16 protein-coding genes are annotated in these 14820 nt (G+C 48.3%); 5 read left to right on the forward strand and 11 right to left on the reverse strand.

Annotated features, from left to right (window positions below; translation table 11 throughout):
- Positions 1 to 103: 103 nt before the first annotated feature.
- The 6 genes from ACLUXO_RS09605 to ACLUXO_RS09630 form a co-directional block, all read right to left on the reverse strand.
- Complete coding sequence (locus tag ACLUXO_RS09605; protein WP_412137369.1) at positions 104 to 886, reverse strand: ATP-grasp domain-containing protein; 783 nt, start codon at positions 884 to 886, stop codon at positions 104 to 106.
- Positions 887 to 1135: 249 nt separating this feature from the next.
- Positions 1136 to 1450: a DUF202 domain-containing protein gene (locus tag ACLUXO_RS09610; RefSeq protein WP_412137370.1), complete on the reverse strand. Its 315-nt coding sequence runs from the start codon at positions 1448 to 1450 to the stop codon at positions 1136 to 1138.
- Between the two features lie 42 nt (positions 1451 to 1492).
- Complete coding sequence (locus tag ACLUXO_RS09615; protein ID WP_236156842.1) at positions 1493 to 2329, reverse strand: PTS system mannose/fructose/sorbose family transporter subunit IID; 837 nt, start codon at positions 2327 to 2329, stop codon at positions 1493 to 1495.
- 2 nt (positions 2330 to 2331) lie between these two features.
- Positions 2332 to 3183, reverse strand: a complete 852-nt coding sequence (locus ACLUXO_RS09620; RefSeq protein WP_412137371.1) for a PTS mannose/fructose/sorbose/N-acetylgalactosamine transporter subunit IIC — start codon at positions 3181 to 3183, stop codon at positions 2332 to 2334.
- 33 nt (positions 3184 to 3216) lie between these two features.
- On the reverse strand, positions 3217 to 3714 hold the full coding sequence (locus tag ACLUXO_RS09625; RefSeq protein ID WP_412137372.1) for a PTS system mannose/fructose/N-acetylgalactosamine-transporter subunit IIB: 498 nt from the start codon (positions 3712 to 3714) through the stop codon (positions 3217 to 3219).
- A 15-nt stretch (positions 3715 to 3729) separates the two neighbouring features.
- On the reverse strand, positions 3730 to 4170 hold the full coding sequence (locus tag ACLUXO_RS09630; protein ID WP_412137373.1) for a PTS sugar transporter subunit IIA: 441 nt from the start codon (positions 4168 to 4170) through the stop codon (positions 3730 to 3732).
- A gap of 218 nt (positions 4171 to 4388) precedes the next feature.
- Between ACLUXO_RS09630 and ACLUXO_RS09635 the strand changes: the two genes are divergently transcribed.
- From ACLUXO_RS09635 to ACLUXO_RS09650, 4 genes are all read left to right on the forward strand, one after another.
- On the forward strand, positions 4389 to 5372 hold the full coding sequence (locus ACLUXO_RS09635; RefSeq protein ID WP_412137374.1) for a sugar ABC transporter substrate-binding protein: 984 nt from the start codon (positions 4389 to 4391) through the stop codon (positions 5370 to 5372).
- 62 nt (positions 5373 to 5434) lie between these two features.
- The gene (locus tag ACLUXO_RS09640; protein ID WP_412137375.1) at positions 5435 to 6718 is read left to right on the forward strand and encodes a sensor histidine kinase; all 1284 of its coding nucleotides are present in this window, start codon (positions 5435 to 5437) and stop codon (positions 6716 to 6718) included.
- Positions 6715 to 7404 carry a response regulator transcription factor gene (locus ACLUXO_RS09645; protein ID WP_412137376.1) on the forward strand — a complete coding sequence of 230 codons (690 nt, stop codon included), beginning with the start codon at positions 6715 to 6717 and terminating at the stop codon, positions 7402 to 7404. Before ACLUXO_RS09640 ends, ACLUXO_RS09645 begins: the two co-directional genes overlap by 4 nt.
- Complete coding sequence (locus ACLUXO_RS09650; RefSeq protein WP_412137377.1) at positions 7382 to 8692, forward strand: ABC transporter substrate-binding protein; 1311 nt, start codon at positions 7382 to 7384, stop codon at positions 8690 to 8692. Before ACLUXO_RS09645 ends, ACLUXO_RS09650 begins: the two co-directional genes overlap by 23 nt.
- Positions 8693 to 8762: 70 nt before the next feature.
- On the opposite strand, the gene ACLUXO_RS09655 is transcribed toward ACLUXO_RS09650, so the two are convergent.
- The 5 genes from ACLUXO_RS09655 to ACLUXO_RS09675 form a co-directional block, all read right to left on the reverse strand.
- Positions 8763 to 8933 carry a hypothetical protein gene (locus ACLUXO_RS09655; RefSeq protein WP_412137378.1) on the reverse strand — a complete coding sequence of 57 codons (171 nt, stop codon included), beginning with the start codon at positions 8931 to 8933 and terminating at the stop codon, positions 8763 to 8765.
- Positions 8934 to 9018: 85 nt separating this feature from the next.
- Positions 9019 to 10233, reverse strand: coding sequence for a GGDEF domain-containing protein (locus ACLUXO_RS09660; RefSeq protein WP_412137379.1), 1215 nt, complete (start codon positions 10231 to 10233; stop codon positions 9019 to 9021).
- 156 nt (positions 10234 to 10389) lie between these two features.
- On the reverse strand, positions 10390 to 10968 hold the full coding sequence (locus ACLUXO_RS09665; RefSeq protein WP_412137380.1) for a tetratricopeptide repeat protein: 579 nt from the start codon (positions 10966 to 10968) through the stop codon (positions 10390 to 10392).
- A 24-nt stretch (positions 10969 to 10992) separates the two neighbouring features.
- A complete protein-coding gene (locus ACLUXO_RS09670) occupies positions 10993 to 12225 on the reverse strand; it encodes a DUF2325 domain-containing protein (RefSeq protein WP_412137381.1) in 1233 nt (410 codons plus the stop codon).
- A gap of 139 nt (positions 12226 to 12364) precedes the next feature.
- Complete coding sequence (locus tag ACLUXO_RS09675) at positions 12365 to 13513, reverse strand: glycerate kinase family protein (protein ID WP_412137382.1); 1149 nt, start codon at positions 13511 to 13513, stop codon at positions 12365 to 12367.
- A 231-nt stretch (positions 13514 to 13744) separates the two neighbouring features.
- Between ACLUXO_RS09675 and xerS the strand changes: the two genes are divergently transcribed.
- Positions 13745 to 14820: tyrosine recombinase XerS (gene xerS, locus ACLUXO_RS09680; protein ID WP_412137383.1), on the forward strand; the 1076-nt coding region annotated here is incomplete at its 3' end.

The following is a 14820-nucleotide window of genomic DNA, read 5'->3' on the forward strand; positions in this document are numbered from 1 at the left end:
GAAGTCCCGCAAAGTCCTCCTTTTTCGGAAAGGAAAAGCCCGCGCAACCGCGCAGGCTAGGTAATCACAGCAAAAAGCAATTTACTTTCTTCGTCAGAAGCTGTCAAAAATGATACTCATCTTCCCGCTCGAAAATTTGGCTCCATCTCGCAGAAATGAATTTTGCGTAGAGCAAACTTGGCAGGCCGTAACATCCCAGCGCGTAGGCGTCATTCGCTTCAACCATCCGGCTCTGTCCGTCTTTGCAGTAGCAAATATCGATGCTACAAGCGGCCGGACGGTCTGGCCATTTTCTGAATTCTGTCATTAGCTCATCCAAAAATTCTTCGTCATAGTGGTAACGATAACCCTGGTAATTAAGGTCCGACACCGAGCCGTATGGCCGGACGTCAATAATCCGGTCATACATGATAAAGCAGCGCCATTCAGCAAGAATGTCTATCGGCTCGCTTACCAAGATCTCATAGTCTTCCATTGAATTGCCACAGCCAATCAAATCCGATGTATTTCGGATGATTTTCCCGGTAAAAGCCTTATCCTTAACCGGCTTGATAAAGTAGCCTGCCGACCACTTTTTCTCATCGCTAGAAAAACTATTTATCGTATCCCGCCAAATCTTTCTCTTTAAAAAAGGCTTCAATCTTTCTGGATAGCAGTCCAGATAAGTTGGATGTCCGAATTTTTTAAAGACCCATTGGCATTGCTCAATATAGTCCAGCACTATGTCATCTGGGCCAATTTTTTCCTCAATTTCGTCGATAAAGTGATATGGTACGATCTCCGCGCCTAATTCCCGGAAGCCATACATCGCTGTAGCGATATTAATACTGTGCGGCACATCCAGATTCATTTCCTTGTCGCGCCTAACTCTCATCCAAACTTTCATATTTTACCTCTTTCCTCTTAATTAGAAGGCAAAGATTGATAACTTTTTTCCGACAGTTAAAGCCCCTTCTTCATCTGCTTAATTAAAGCACTTTCACAAGATTCCGTAAAGCACAAAAAATTGCCCTGCTGCCACCGGGCTCTCATCTGGCGACTGCAGAGCAATTGAAATAGGGTAGTTTATAACTCGTTTTACTGTTTTTGAGGAGTTTAGTAAAAGTGAGTTGGAAAAGTAAACTAGTATTTGCAACTAGCGTTTACCATGACTGACCTGCTTTTGCAGGTAATCAAGCTTTTGCTCATAATCATCGATCAGAGCTTGGAGATTCCGCTGGCCTTTCCAACCAGCGTAGCCGAAAAGCAACATCCCTGCCGCCCCCAACACTAGCAAGGCGATTCCTAAAATATTGAGAAAAGTATTTTTCGCATGGAAGAAGTAGACCAGGACAATTCCGCTCCCGCTAAGTATGCTGCCCAGCTGGAACCAGTAGCCCAGATTTCTTAACATATGCTTTTGATAGGCTACCTCGTCTTGATATCCCTTACGCATTTCTTCAAAAGTCATAATCAAGATCCCTTTCTAGTCTAAGAACGGCAAGGACGAATATTAGTAGGACAGGCCTGGGTTGAAGAAGCCAACCAGGACGCCGACAAAGGAAATTACAACCAAAATCAGCATAGTCCAGATTGCTGAAACGTGCTTCTTTGACATCAACCACCAGCAGAAAATAGTGATCAAAACGGTCAAAAGGCCTGGGAAGATTGAGTCCAGCTGCTTTTGCAGGTCCAGGAAGACCTTGCCGTTTGAGTTGTACAGCTTCAAAGAGGTAGTAACGTTAACCCATGATGCCAGCACCCCGCCGACAACCATGGCACCAACAGTACCAATTGCCCGGCGGACAGCAGCGCCTTGTTCACCAACCAGGAACTCTACCGCCTTGTCCCCCAGCTGGTAGCCGCGGAAGTAAAGGAAGCGCTGGCCGAAGTAGGCCAAAAGTACCCAAACGATGATGTAGAAGATGGCGCCGACTGGTGAGCCGCCATTGGACATACCTAAAGCGATACCCAGCAGAATTGGAATCAAAGTCCCGTCGATCAAGGAGTCACCGATCCCGGCAATTGGCCCCATCAAACCGGCCCGCATGTCGTTGATCGTTTCACCGTCAATCCCGCGGTCATTTGCCCGGGCTTCTTCCATACTTGCCGTGATACCAACGATCACTGAACCCAGCATTGGGTTGGTGTTGAAGAAGGCCGTGTAAGCGTGGATAGCATTGACCTGGTCTTCATGCTTTGGATAAAGCTTTTTCAGAATTGGCAGCATGGAAGCCATGTAGCCAAAAGTCTGCATGTGTTCTTGGGAGAAACAGGTCAATGCCCCCCAGAACCATAAATTGAATGACTTGCTTAAAGTCTTTTTGTCCAGTTTCTTAGCGTTGTCCATGATTAGATGTCCTCCTCTTCCTCATCGTCATCATCAATTGAGCCGGCAGCTACCGTAACCCGCTTGCTTTCGACCATTTGTACTTCGTACATGATTGCGGCAAAGAGCAGGGAAACGATCGTAACTGAAACCAGGTTCAAGTGCAGAGATGCACAGAAAGTGAAACCAACCAGGAATGGCACGAAGTCCATTGGCTTGTTGACAATCTGCCGCAGCAAGATAGCGATCCCGACACATGGCAGCATCCCGCCGACCGTAAACAGGGTCTTCATTGGAATCCCGTCCATTGGCAAAGCGTTACGCAAAGCAGTAACAGCAGTTGCCCCAAAGTGCGTCAAAAGCATGGTTGGGATAAAGGAGAACAATGCGTGGGACAGCCATGGCCAGCCGAAGTTGACTGAGTACAGCTTGTCCAGCTTGCCGTTTTCAACGTCCTTCCAGCCGAATGACTGCCAAACCAAGTTCATCGTCGCAACGGCGTAGTAGAGAACTGTGCCGACCGTACCAACCAGGGTGCCCACTGACTTAGCCAAGTTAGCGGCTGAAGTACTCAGCGGGTTCAAGTTTTGCGCGGAAATTGCCACCATGGCCAGGGGAATCCCGATGTAGGAAATTGCCCGGACGTCGGCTGAAACGGTACCACCTGGAGTAACCAAGGCGATGTAAACCAGTTGCATGGCCACCCCGCAGGCAATCCCGAGCTTCAAGTCGCCCAAGATAATCCCGCAGACCAAGCCGCCGACCAAAGGACGACCAATCGTGTAGTTACCTACTGCTTGCCCTGCCATACATGAGTTGGAACACAAACACGCGAACAAGCCCAAGATGGCAGCCTGGAACCAATTAATTGTCATTTTAAAAATCTCCCTCTTTTTAAAAAGAACTTTTTAGTAACCAAACTTTGACTTAAACTTTGACCATTCACCAATTCTTTGATCTGGCAATAAGGCGAAGTCAACCGTATAGCCGGCCTTTTCGATTGCTTCAAAGGCATCCCCTTCTTCTTGGGTGAAGGACTGGTTATCACCGAGCTTGATCGCGCCTGGCCGGTCATTGCCTGGACCAACGTTGACTACCTTTACGTCGCTTGGCTTGAAGCCTTCGTCAACCAGGATCTTCTTCATGTCCAGAGGACTCTTGGTAATCAAGAAGTAACGGGTGTCTGATTTCAAGACCTTGTCTTGCACCTTCAAAAAGTGTTCCATCGTCCAGACAAAAGTTTTCTTCCCTTCGGCCGCTGCTTGATAGGCTTCTTTCAAGATCTTGTTATTTGCTGCCTTGTCATTAACAGCAATAATCCCGTCACAAGGACGTTCCTTCCCCCAACGGGTGGTAATCAGCCCGTGGATCATCCGGTCATCAACTCTTACAAATGAAACTGACATCTTTCTTCCTCCTCGTTAAATCTCATCATCATCGTCATCAGCGCTGTCTGCTGATAATTTGTATTCCTTCAAGGCTTCCTTGGCTTCACTCAAGGCAGTAGCCGCCAAAGTCTCCCGGTCCATTCCATCCAAGGAAACAGCAACCGTCAAAGCCATGGTGAAGTTCATCCCGCCCAAGATCGTTGCCCGGTCGAGCAGGTTATAATCAGCCGCCACGCCCAAGAAGCTGGTCAAGGGACTGCCGCCAATCAAGTCTGCCAAGATCACAAATTCATCGGCAGCGGTAAACTTGTGCTGGTCCAGCAGGCTCTTGACTTCTTGCTTGAAGTCATCAGCTGATTTCCCATTATGCAGGCCAATTGCAAATATACGCTCCGTGTCACCGGTAAACATTTCCAGAGAAGTCTTCAAGCCCTCTGCAAATTTGCCATGTGAGACCAAAAATACATATTTCACTTTCTTACCTCCTTGCTTAACTTTCGAGATAAGTTTAGCATCCCGGCAATCGCTTACATAGTGTAAGATGTCACTTGTTCAACCCCACCAGCTTAGCTTTTTGTCATTATTTGCAAGCAGAAATATGACATTTGTCACATGACTAATATGACAATTTTCCATATAATCTATAGTAACGAGTACAAATAAACCGGTTCATTTTTTTAGGAGGAGAGCACATGACCTTTCATGGCAAGCGGAAGTTCAGCAAGCAGTTGGTCTGCAGCACTTTCGCCACTGTCGGTCTAATTCTACTTACATATTTTCTGCTAAATCTGCATCCCTGGACCAAGCGGCAATACACCATCGGGACCAGCTATATGACCATGAACAACAACTTCTATGTCATTTTGAACGAACAGATCGCCAACTCGGTCAACCAACATGGTGACCGTTTGATCACCCGGGATCCAGCATTAAAGGTCGACAAGCAAGTCCAACAGATTAATGATTTCATCAAGGAAAAAGTCGACTTGATCGTCATTGCCCCGGTCGACGGCAACTCTGTGAAAATCCACCAGGCTTTAAGAAAAGCGCGGGCAGCTGGCATTAAAATCATCAATGTCGACACGGAAATGAAGTGGGCAGACGCTGACTGTACGATTGCCACTGACAATTACCGGGCCGGCTCCCTGGTCGCCCGTTACCTTCTTAAAAAGGAAAAACAGGCAAAGATTCTTCTCTTGACCCAGGCCAGTGCATATTCTGCTAAAGAACGGATCAGCGGCTTCTGCGCAACGCTTTCTAATAACTCAAAGGTGAAGAACTACAAAATAGTCGACCGGCTGGAGACCTTTGGCCAGTCAGAAATTGCTCTCCCAAAAGTCACGGCTTATCTGAAAAAAGGTAAAAGCTTTGACACGGTCATGGCCTTAAACGATCAAGCGGCCATCGGGGCCCTGTCAGCAATCGCTGCTCAAAAGCTGGATAAAAAAATCCACGTTTACAGCGTTGACGGCTCCCCCAACATGAAATTGCTGATCAGCAAGAACTCAAACGCTGTTGCCACCGCTGCCCAGTCCCCGGTCAAAATGGGCAAAAGCAGTGCTAAAGCTATCTACGATTTGCTGAAGGGGGAAAAGGTAAAAGAGAAGATTGTCATACCTACTGAGATAATCGACCGGGGCAATCTTAATCATTACGGAACGACGGGGTGGCAGTAATGGAGCAAAAGACAATAATGGCCCAAAAACTCAAGCGTCTCTTTCTATTGAGAAGGGCGATGATGTGGCTGAATACAATCATTGTGCTTTACATCTCTGCAATTTTTTACGGGGCATCGATTTATATCGTGAATCAAAATGTCAGCTACCAGTTCTTAACTAAGTTGAACCGGGTTCCTTTTTCGCCAGTAGGAATTTTTTGGACAGCAAATCTGACCATGCTGCTTCTAGCAACCATTATGACCATTCGCCACCATAGCAGTCATTCGGTCAATTCAAGTACAACCTTTTTCTTCATCGAAATTATCTTAACGATCATTATTTATATTGCCCTGCAGACTAGCTACAATGGTCTCTTTCTATTAATCTTAGTCGATTACTTTCTCTTCAGCCGGAACATGGCCCATATACGCCACCTGCCTTTTTGGGCCAGCATTTCCCTGCTCTTTCTCTTGCTCTATTCCGTCTCGGATTACGCGATCTTAGGCAGCTTCTTGGATATGCCAAATCTGGCCAGCTATATCAGCTTTCTGCCGGTTAAAGTCCAGACCAAGCTGGTCATTATCAAAAATTTCTTAACGACGCTCAACCTGCTCTGTTTTATCGGCATCATCGTGGCTTATGGCCTCTACTTGCTCAACCAAGAGCGCAATATCCAGGAAGAGCTTTCCCAGGCAGCCCGGACAAATATTGAATTAAAGAATTACGCTGCTCTGTCTGAAAAAATCGCCGAGAACCGGGAAAGAAAGCGAATCGCCAGGGATATTCACGACACCGTTGGCCATGCCTTGACCGGTATTTCAGCCGGGGTTGATGCGACTAAGATGTTGATCGATATCAATCCCCAAGCCGCCAAGGAGCAATTAAATAAGATTTCAATTGCTACCAAACAGGGAATCAAAGATGTCCGTAAAACGCTAAATCAGATGCGGCCCGGGGCCCTTAATGGCTATACCCTGGAAGCATCCCTAAAGAAAATGCTGCAGGAATACAGCGATATTTCCCACTTGCAGATCAATTTTGACTATGAGTGGCAGCAACCTGATTTTGAAAAGACAACTGAGAACGTCATCTTCAGAATCATTGAAGAAGCTATTACTAACTCATTGAGGCACGGCCATGCCAGCAAAGTTAATATTTACTGTTTGGAAACTCCGGCAGCTTACCTGCTTAATATCCAGGACAACGGAGCTGGGGTTAAAATGATCCGTCCGGGATTTGGAATCACCCAGATGAAGGAACGGGTCGCGATCATCAACGGCAAGGTTACTTTTGACGGCAGGCAGGGATTTTTAGTCAGTGTGGTTATTCCTAAAAATAATAAAAATGAGGAGGAGAAAATATGATTAAGGTATTAGTAGCCGATGACCAGGCCCTCATCCGGGATTCAATTAAAATCGTGCTAGAAGCATCCGGCAAGTTTACCGTTACCGATACAGCTGGCAACGGCAAAGAGGTACTAGACAAGTTGGCCGTCAAACAGCCAGACGTCATTTTAATGGATATCCGCATGCCAGAAATGGACGGGACAGTTTGCACCAAGTACGTCAAGGAGAAATATCCCAATATCAAAGTAATTATCTTGACAACTTTTGACGATGATGACTTTATTTTTAGCGCCTTAAAATATGGTGCTTCAGGCTACCTGCTCAAAGGGGTTGAACCAGCCCAGCTTTACCAGGCCATTGAAACAGTCTACCGGGGCGGGGCCATGATCAACCCTGATATCGCGCAGAAAGTCTTCACCCTCTTTTCCAGAATGGCGCAAAGCAATTACGCGATCAGCGTCAATGACCAGGAGGCACGGGACTTCACCCCACATGAACTCCGGGTAATCCAGCAAGTTGGCTTTGGCCTCTCAAACAAAGAAATCGCGGCCAAGTTATTCTTAAGCGAAGGCACTGTCCGCAACTATATTTCAAAAATCCTGGATAAGCTCGACCTGCGGGACCGGACCCAGCTGGCAATTTGGGCCATTCAAAGCGGCGTCACCAGCGAGGTAATCAGCGATGACCAAGCAGACAAGCAGTAACCGCATCAACTCTACTTGGCTGGTCTTATTGCTGATCGTCCTTCTTTGCGCGGCTTCTGCAGCTGTAGGCGATTATTACGAGAAAAAGTCAAAAACACTAACGGTTGCTTTTTATACTGGCAGCAGCTGGGACGCGCCGAGTGGCGAGCCCTATAAGATGATCGACTACGCGATTAAAAAATTTCACCGCAAATATCCTGACGTAAAGATCCAATACGAAACCGGGATTACCAAGAAGGACTATATCAACTGGCTCAGCGGCAAGATTGTTTCCGGACAAACCCCAGACGTCATTTTGGTACCAGATGAAAACTTTGCCACAATGGCATCTGAAGGCGTGTTGGCCAGCCTTGACCGCTTCATTGCCAGTGACAAGCTTGATACTAGTGATTTTTACCAGCCGCTGCTATCCGGTGACCGCTACCGCGGCGCGCAATATGCCCTGCCCTATGAAGCTAACCCCCAGCTGATGATCTATAATCAAAGCCTGCTGGAAAAATATGATCTGCCGAGCAAGTTTTCCAAGCCAACGCCTGATGAATTTGAAGCTATCAGCACCCAGCTCAGCAAGGTTAAAGGGAAAAAGCTTTATGGCACAACCAACGACTTTAACTGGTATAACGCGGCAGCAGCTTATCAAGATGAGCCTTTTAACGTCAGCGACCGCCGCATCAATTTGACGAGCAGCCGCTTTAGCAAAGCAATCAAGCTAATGCAGCAGCTTTACGCGAACGCGGGAAACATGAACGTAACCAGTGACCTCTTTGACGAAGGAAAAGTCGCTTTTGAGCCAATCTATCTGGCTCAGTACCGGACCTACACCTCCTATCCCTACCATGTGACCCGGTCCTATAATTTCCGGGTCGACTGCTGCCAGATGCCGAGCCTGGCAGGCAGCAGCAGCACAAGCATTGAGAGTAGTTCCTGGGGAATTGCCAACAGCAGCGCAAATAAGCAAATGGCCTGGAAGTTCATTCAAATGCTCTGCTCTGACCAGCAATTGCAGCAAAAGCTGATGGCCAGTTCAACTGGGAGCTCAGTCTTAAAATCAGTTGTCCAAAGCCAAGCCACCGCTAAAATTCTCCACCAGTACGGCTCTGATTCTCAGAGTTTGACCAATTGGCAGCTGGATGACTTGCTGGAAAACGGCCAGCTTGTACCCCGTTTCAAAGAGTATACGGAAGTGATCAACTTGCTTAATTCACGTTTAAATGCCGCTTTGCAGAACGGAGACGTTGATACCGAACTTTTTGATATCCAGACAGACGCCAACAACCTTTTAAAATAACCAACAAAAAAGCAGCCATGGACTAGCAATTTTGCAATCCATGGCTGCTATATTTTTTTAAAAAATGCTCCTACATCATGCTAATCAATAGCAAACTGATCAGCAGGGCCAAAGTAAAGCAGATGCCGATCAGCCAGCCCAGGATCTTAAACGAGACCTTGAGCAGAAATGCGGCGATCGCCACCGGCACGGCCACAATAGTTAAAAATATCAGTAAAATCAAAAACAAAATCGTAAACATGATAATTCCCCCAACTTGTCCTCTATCCCTTGAATACAAGTTAAAGGTAACCCAAGCAGGCGCGGCCTGTCAACCTTCTTGCTTTTTACTGGCTGCTTCTACCCCGCCGGTTGTTTCCCGGGCGGCCGTAATACTCCCGCTTCTCCTGGTACATTTGCTGGTCAGCCAGCTGCATCAAACGCTCCAGATTGGCCTGGGGATGCGATTCACTGTCGGCATAGCCAATAGAAAAACTGATATTCTGCCCGGTATTGATCCGGTACTTGACTACCTCTAACTCCAGCTGCTGCTTTAATTTCTCCCCTTGCTGGCTGTCGCCGGGTACGATCGCAGCAAACTCGTCTCCCCCAATCCGGTAGCATTCTCCGCTTTTGCCTAAAATATCCCTAATAATCGCGGCCACTTCCCGGATCAAGTCATCCCCGGCCAGGTGGCCCCGGTTGTCATTCATCTCTTTTAAACCGTTGATGTCTATGGAAAAAGCTAAAAACTCCTTCCCGCCTTGCGGCGTCACCATCTCGCCCAGCTTCTCCTCATAGGCATAACGGTTCTGCATCCCCGTCATAATATCCGTCCGCATCACGACACTGTCCCGGCTAATCTTCATGTCGCTGACCTTCTGGGTAAAATTATTGAAGCGGTTCAGCAAAAAGCACATCCCGATCGTAATCGTCAATGATGTCGTCCGCAAAGCTCCCCCGCTCACTTCTTGGATCATGATCCCCAGAAAGACCACGAAAAATGTATAAAATACAAAAAGGCGGTCGCCGCTGAATGTCTTTTGCTCAAACTGGTGATAAGCAGATACAATCGCGAACATCACGATAATGCAGATAAATAAGTAAACAATGTAGTAACGGCCTTGGTGATAGTGGCTATTCTGGTCAATCCAAAAAGTCCAGCCGGTAAAAATCGACGCAAGCTGGAAGAGAACATTCCCCGGCAGCAATACTACCAGCAGGCGGTCATACTTTGAATGCCGCACCCAAATATGAATAACGAGGTAGCCTAGAAACGGTATCAAGCAGTAGTTTAAAAACTTGTTGATTAGCAACCATATTCTGTATTGGCCCGAGACGCCATCCAGCATGACCAAAATCCACTCAATTAAATTGATGATTAGCAAGAGGCCTAAAGACCAGTAGCAGCTGCGCTTCTGCTGCTTGCTGTAGTGGCTGTTCTTGTAGACCAAGGCAAGCAAGCCAGCAATAAATAATGAAATAATTATCTCAATAGTTGTATAGTAGTCGAGCAGGCTAACAGCAGCACGCTGGTTAAACAGCCATAATCTATCTATCATTTTTACATCTATCCAAATCTATAACTTTTAAGTTATTATTACCTGTACATCTATCATTATAAACCAAGCTGATTGCAGGACCAAAGAAAATAGCTATTTTGAACAAATTCCATAAAAAAGTAGCTACCCGGTTCGCCCCAGGCAGCTACTTAAAACTTATGAAAACATTTCGCTTACTATCTCATCATGCAGCTTGTTGATCCGCTGGCTGGTCTTTTGCCAGTTGTACTCGCCATGCTGCTTGTTCCGGTAGGCATAAAGCTGAGCCTCATTGATATACTTCAAGGCCAGGTCCCAGCGCTGGCTCGTCCCCCAGCCTCTGGCGTAGCAAAGGGCCAGGCGGTAGTCGATCTCAGCAATCAGGTCTTCATCGCCTTCCTTCAGGACGCTTTCCGCCATGCTGTAATATTGAAAGGCAATCTGGTCATTTCTCTTTACAAAATTGCCGAAGCGGAAGGCATCCCCCAGCTTATAGAAGGCATTCGGGTTGCCGGCCAAAGATGCTTGAGTAAAGTAGTAAAAAGCCTGCTCCTGGTCGGCTTCACCAACCCGGCCAAAGGCATAGATGTAGCCTAAATTGCACATGGCCTGGGAATTGCCGTAGTCAGCTGCCTTTTTATAGCACTGCAGGGCCAGTTCATAGTCCCCCTGCCGGTAGGCTTCCGCCCCCCGGTCCAGCCAGGTCGCGCCGATTTTATCCATCTCAACGAATTTATCTTTATCCGAAAATGCCATCTTGACCGCCAACCTTTCTAAAAATTAACTAAGTGCCAGCTCCTTGACCGGATACGCGATCGGCTGGGTAGATGTCTCATAAGCCGGCAGGCCGTGCATAGCCCGGTAGATCGCCCGCTCAATTGAAGACAGGCCTGCCGAATCCGCGATGGCCAGCCGCTTGGCATACTTGCGCAGAGCCTTGCTGGTCGAGTGCTTGTTCAAATTCTGCACCATAACCGTTACATCAGCCCGCTTGAGAGCGTGCTTGTAAAAAGACTCCGTGTCGGAAAACTTGAAGGCGTCAATCACCTTGCAGCGGCCGTGGTGTTCACCCACCATCTTCTGAATCTCCTGGCTGCGGAGTTCATTGCCGATGACCACCGCCACGCTGCGGCCATGCAGGTCGAAATTCAAGGTCGTTACGCTCTCTTCTTTGCCCTTGTCTTCCTTTTCGCTCTTTACCTTCTTTTCAGCCGGCTTTTCCTTCTTTGGAGCTTCTTCTCCCTTAGTCTGGCTGACCCAGCGGACGATCATATTGCTGGGGCTGTTCTTATACCAGGCCAAGTCAACGATATCGCCTTCATGGACAAAACCAGTCTCAGTTTGTCCGGCATCAATGATCGCCGGTACCTCATAGCGGTCAATGCCCGCGCACTCGCTCAATTTCTCGCCCATGGCGCTGCGGCTGACATACAAATCGCCGGCAGCATCCCTTTCTACCACCCCATATGACATAGTCTCGATATTAGACGGCAGATTGCCGGCTTCCACTATCCGGATCACCCGGGGCGGCTGACTGCTCGGGTCCAGCTCGACTAAATCGCCATTTTCCACGTTCAGATTTTTGAGTGTCAGCTCATTAATCTCGCCAACTAAATCTCCTTGTTCGGTGTAAAAACTCCCGCCCTTCAAGGCCCGGGAAAAGCGGCAGAGCTGGTTGCCAGCCGAGATCTGGTAAGGGATGCTGGCTCTTGGCTCTTCATGGCGGATGATCTTGACTTGTTGCTTCTTGGCTTCCGCTTCTGCTAGGTCTAGGTCCCCGCCGCTATCTGCCGCTTCAATGGCATCTGAATCATCAGAATCTTCTTCGTCTTCGCCTTCATCCTCCTCATCGCCTGTTTCAGTTTCTTCGTCTTCATCATCCAGGTCGATTTTGGCCAGGGTCAAGAGATTTTCGATCGCGACTGCTCCCAGGCGCAAGGATGTACTGCTGTCGTCCAAAGCATCCAAGATATTCCGCACTTGCTCACGATAGTCCAAATAGTATTCTTTCATCTTTTTATGCCCTTTCATTTTTGAATTCGCTTTCCGCGTCCATTCTTATTATCGCAATCTTTTGAAAAAATTACAGAGCATATGCGTAAAAAATTGGCTGAAAGACAAAAAAATGCTATTTTTCCTTAACAGTAAGCCTTTACTGTAAATTTGCTCTGGCGGCCTTAATCACCCGGGCTACGTTTTCACTGGTCCGGGCTAAATTTTCTTCTCCGCCTGCTAAAGCTTCCGGCAAGCTGCAGACGCCTGGCAGGATACCAAAAATCCCCGTAAAGCCTGCTTCATATAAGCTGTCAATTCCGTCTCCGACCTGGCCAGCCAGAGCAAAAACCGGTATGCCAATTTTTTTGGCAACTTGGGCTACGGCATAGGGTGTCTTGCCGAACTTAGTCTGGAAGTCAATCCCGCCTTCGCCCGTAAAGACATAGTCGGCATCCCGCATCTTTTCCGCCAAATGGCTTTCCTCAATCACAATCTGGGCGCCGGCTTTCATTTGGCTATTGCTGAAGGCTAAAAAGCCTGCTCCCAGGCCGCCAGCTGCCCCGCTGCCAGGAACGTTCTCCACGTCTTTCCCAACTTGCTCCTTGATCACGGCCGCGTAATGGTGAAGGCTAGCGTCAAGCTTCTGGACCATCTCCTTGTCCGCTCCCTTTTGCGGGCCGAAAACCACTGAAGCCCCATTGGGCCCGGTCAAAGGATTGGTCACGTCACTGGCCAGGATTATTTCTGCTTCTTTTAAGCGGGGAGCCAAGCCGCTGGCATCAATTCTGACTAACTGGTCTAAACTTCCTCCGCCAAAAGGCAGCTCTTGGCCGTTTTTATCTAAAAACCTAACCCCTAAAGCCTGGACCAGGCCGGCACCGCCATCGTTAGTCGCGCTGCCGCCCAGGCCAACAATAATCCTTTTGACGCCCCGCTTCAACGCGTCAAGTACCAGCTCCCCAGTCCCAAAAGTAGTTGCCGTCATGGGATCGCGGTCCTTTTTCGCAAGCAAGCCCAGGCCGCTGGCCGCGGCTGTTTCGATCACCGCGCATTTTCCATCATCAATTAGCCCATAGCTGGCCAAGAGCTTTCTGCCATCGGGACCGGTAACCATCTTTTCCACTTTTTCCCCGGGGATGCAGGACAAGATTGCATCGACCGTCCCTTCCCCACCATCGGCCATGGGAACCTGGACGACTTCAGCTTCGTGAAAGACCCGCTTGATCCCATCTGCCATGGCCTGGCAGGCCGCTTTGGCTGACAAGCTTTCCTTGAAACTGTCGCTGGCTGTAATAAACTTGAGCATTTTTCTGCCTCTTTCATTTTTTAAGAATCAGCTCTATTTTACCGCTTTTCCAAACAAAAAGCCGCCTAGCTGAAAGACAGTCAACTGATCAACTAGCTGTCGGTTCGACTTCTTTCTAGTATAATTAAGCTAACGGAAAAATATTGGTAATTATGGCATCTTAGAAGAAATGCTGACCATCATTGAAGACGAGTACAAGAACCACTTTTTGGATGAAGAATAAGGAGACCTATGGAAACTAAGAAATACCTTTCCCTCATCGACCGGGAAATGGCCCAGATGCCGGACTTCGTCAAGGAATACCAGCTGGAAACAAGGCACTCTCTGACCACCAGCTACCAGTATTTAACGGAAATCCGCCGCTTTTTCTCCTGGCTGATCGCTGAAAATTTGACCCAGGCGAAAAGCCCCAGCCAAGTGCTGCCAAGCGATTTGGAAAAATTGAGCCGGAGCGATGTCATGCTCTACCTGGATAAACTGGAGCACAGCAAGAACAAGCAAGGCCGCCTCAACTCCCCGACGACTGTCAACCGGTCCCTTAACGCCCTGCGCTCCTTGTACAAGTACTTGACCATCACGGCTGACAAGAACAATGGCGAGCCTTACTTTGACCGCAATGTCATGCTCAAGATCAATTCCCTTCCTTATACAAGTACCTTGAACTACCGGGCTCATGCCTTAGAAGCCCACATGTACACCGGCGACTTGAAATACCAGTTTATGGACTTTTTGGACCAAAAATTTGCCGGCCTCTGCAGCGGGCGCGCCCTTTCTTCTTTTAAGCAAAACAAGGAACGGGACATGGCCGTCATTGCTTTGATCTTAGGCACGGGAATCCGGGTTTCTGAATGCGCCGGGGTTGACATGAAGGACCTCAACTTAAAAGAGGCAACTTTAGATGTCACCCGGAAGGGCGGACAGAGAGACTCAGTGCCAGTTGCTGACTGGACCCTCCCCTACCTGGAAAAGTACCTGGCAATCCGGGCAGACCGCTACCAGGCCCCGGCCACTAACAAGGCCTTTTTCTTAACCAGCTACCACCAGGAATGCCGGCGGATGACGACCAATGCCATTGAGAAAATGGTTGGCAAGTATTCTGCTGCCTTCGGCCATCCCCTCACCCCTCACAAGCTCCGCCACACGGTCGCTTCTGAACTCTACCAGGCCACCAAGGACCAGGTCATGGTCGCCCAGCAGCTGGGGCAAAAAGGCACCTCAGCCACCGACCTCTACACCCACGTTGACCAAAGAGAGCAGCGGGCCGCCCTCAATGCCAGCGCCAAACAAAATAAGTCCTCCTCTGATTA

This window comes from Lactobacillus delbrueckii subsp. bulgaricus, from assembly GCF_046938665.1.
Lineage (GTDB): Bacteria > Bacillota > Bacilli > Lactobacillales > Lactobacillaceae > Lactobacillus > Lactobacillus delbrueckii_C.

What these genes read in the sequence shown, in the direction of transcription:
- ACLUXO_RS09605 (WP_412137369.1), bottom strand. Translation starts at nt 886, where the DNA reads ATGAAAGTTTGGATGAGAGTTAGGCGCGACAAGGAAATGAATCTGGAT.
- ACLUXO_RS09610 (WP_412137370.1), bottom strand. Translation starts at nt 1,450, where the DNA reads ATGACTTTTGAAGAAATGCGTAAGGGATATCAAGACGAGGTAGCCTAT.
- ACLUXO_RS09615 (WP_236156842.1), bottom strand. Translation starts at nt 2,329, where the DNA reads ATGGACAACGCTAAGAAACTGGACAAAAAGACTTTAAGCAAGTCATTC.
- ACLUXO_RS09620 (WP_412137371.1), bottom strand. Translation starts at nt 3,183, where the DNA reads ATGACAATTAATTGGTTCCAGGCTGCCATCTTGGGCTTGTTCGCGTGT.
- ACLUXO_RS09625 (WP_412137372.1), bottom strand. Translation starts at nt 3,714, where the DNA reads ATGTCAGTTTCATTTGTAAGAGTTGATGACCGGATGATCCACGGGCTG.
- ACLUXO_RS09635 (WP_412137374.1), top strand. Translation starts at nt 4,389, where the DNA reads ATGACCTTTCATGGCAAGCGGAAGTTCAGCAAGCAGTTGGTCTGCAGC.
- ACLUXO_RS09640 (WP_412137375.1), top strand. Translation starts at nt 5,435, where the DNA reads ATGTGGCTGAATACAATCATTGTGCTTTACATCTCTGCAATTTTTTAC.
- ACLUXO_RS09645 (WP_412137376.1), top strand. Translation starts at nt 6,715, where the DNA reads ATGATTAAGGTATTAGTAGCCGATGACCAGGCCCTCATCCGGGATTCA.
- ACLUXO_RS09650 (WP_412137377.1), top strand. Translation starts at nt 7,382, where the DNA reads ATGACCAAGCAGACAAGCAGTAACCGCATCAACTCTACTTGGCTGGTC.
- ACLUXO_RS09655 (WP_412137378.1), bottom strand. Translation starts at nt 8,933, where the DNA reads ATGTTTACGATTTTGTTTTTGATTTTACTGATATTTTTAACTATTGTG.
- ACLUXO_RS09660 (WP_412137379.1), bottom strand. Translation starts at nt 10,233, where the DNA reads ATGATAGATAGATTATGGCTGTTTAACCAGCGTGCTGCTGTTAGCCTG.
- ACLUXO_RS09665 (WP_412137380.1), bottom strand. Translation starts at nt 10,968, where the DNA reads ATGGCATTTTCGGATAAAGATAAATTCGTTGAGATGGATAAAATCGGC.
- ACLUXO_RS09670 (WP_412137381.1), bottom strand. Translation starts at nt 12,225, where the DNA reads ATGAAAGAATACTATTTGGACTATCGTGAGCAAGTGCGGAATATCTTG.
- ACLUXO_RS09675 (WP_412137382.1), bottom strand. Translation starts at nt 13,513, where the DNA reads ATGCTCAAGTTTATTACAGCCAGCGACAGTTTCAAGGAAAGCTTGTCA.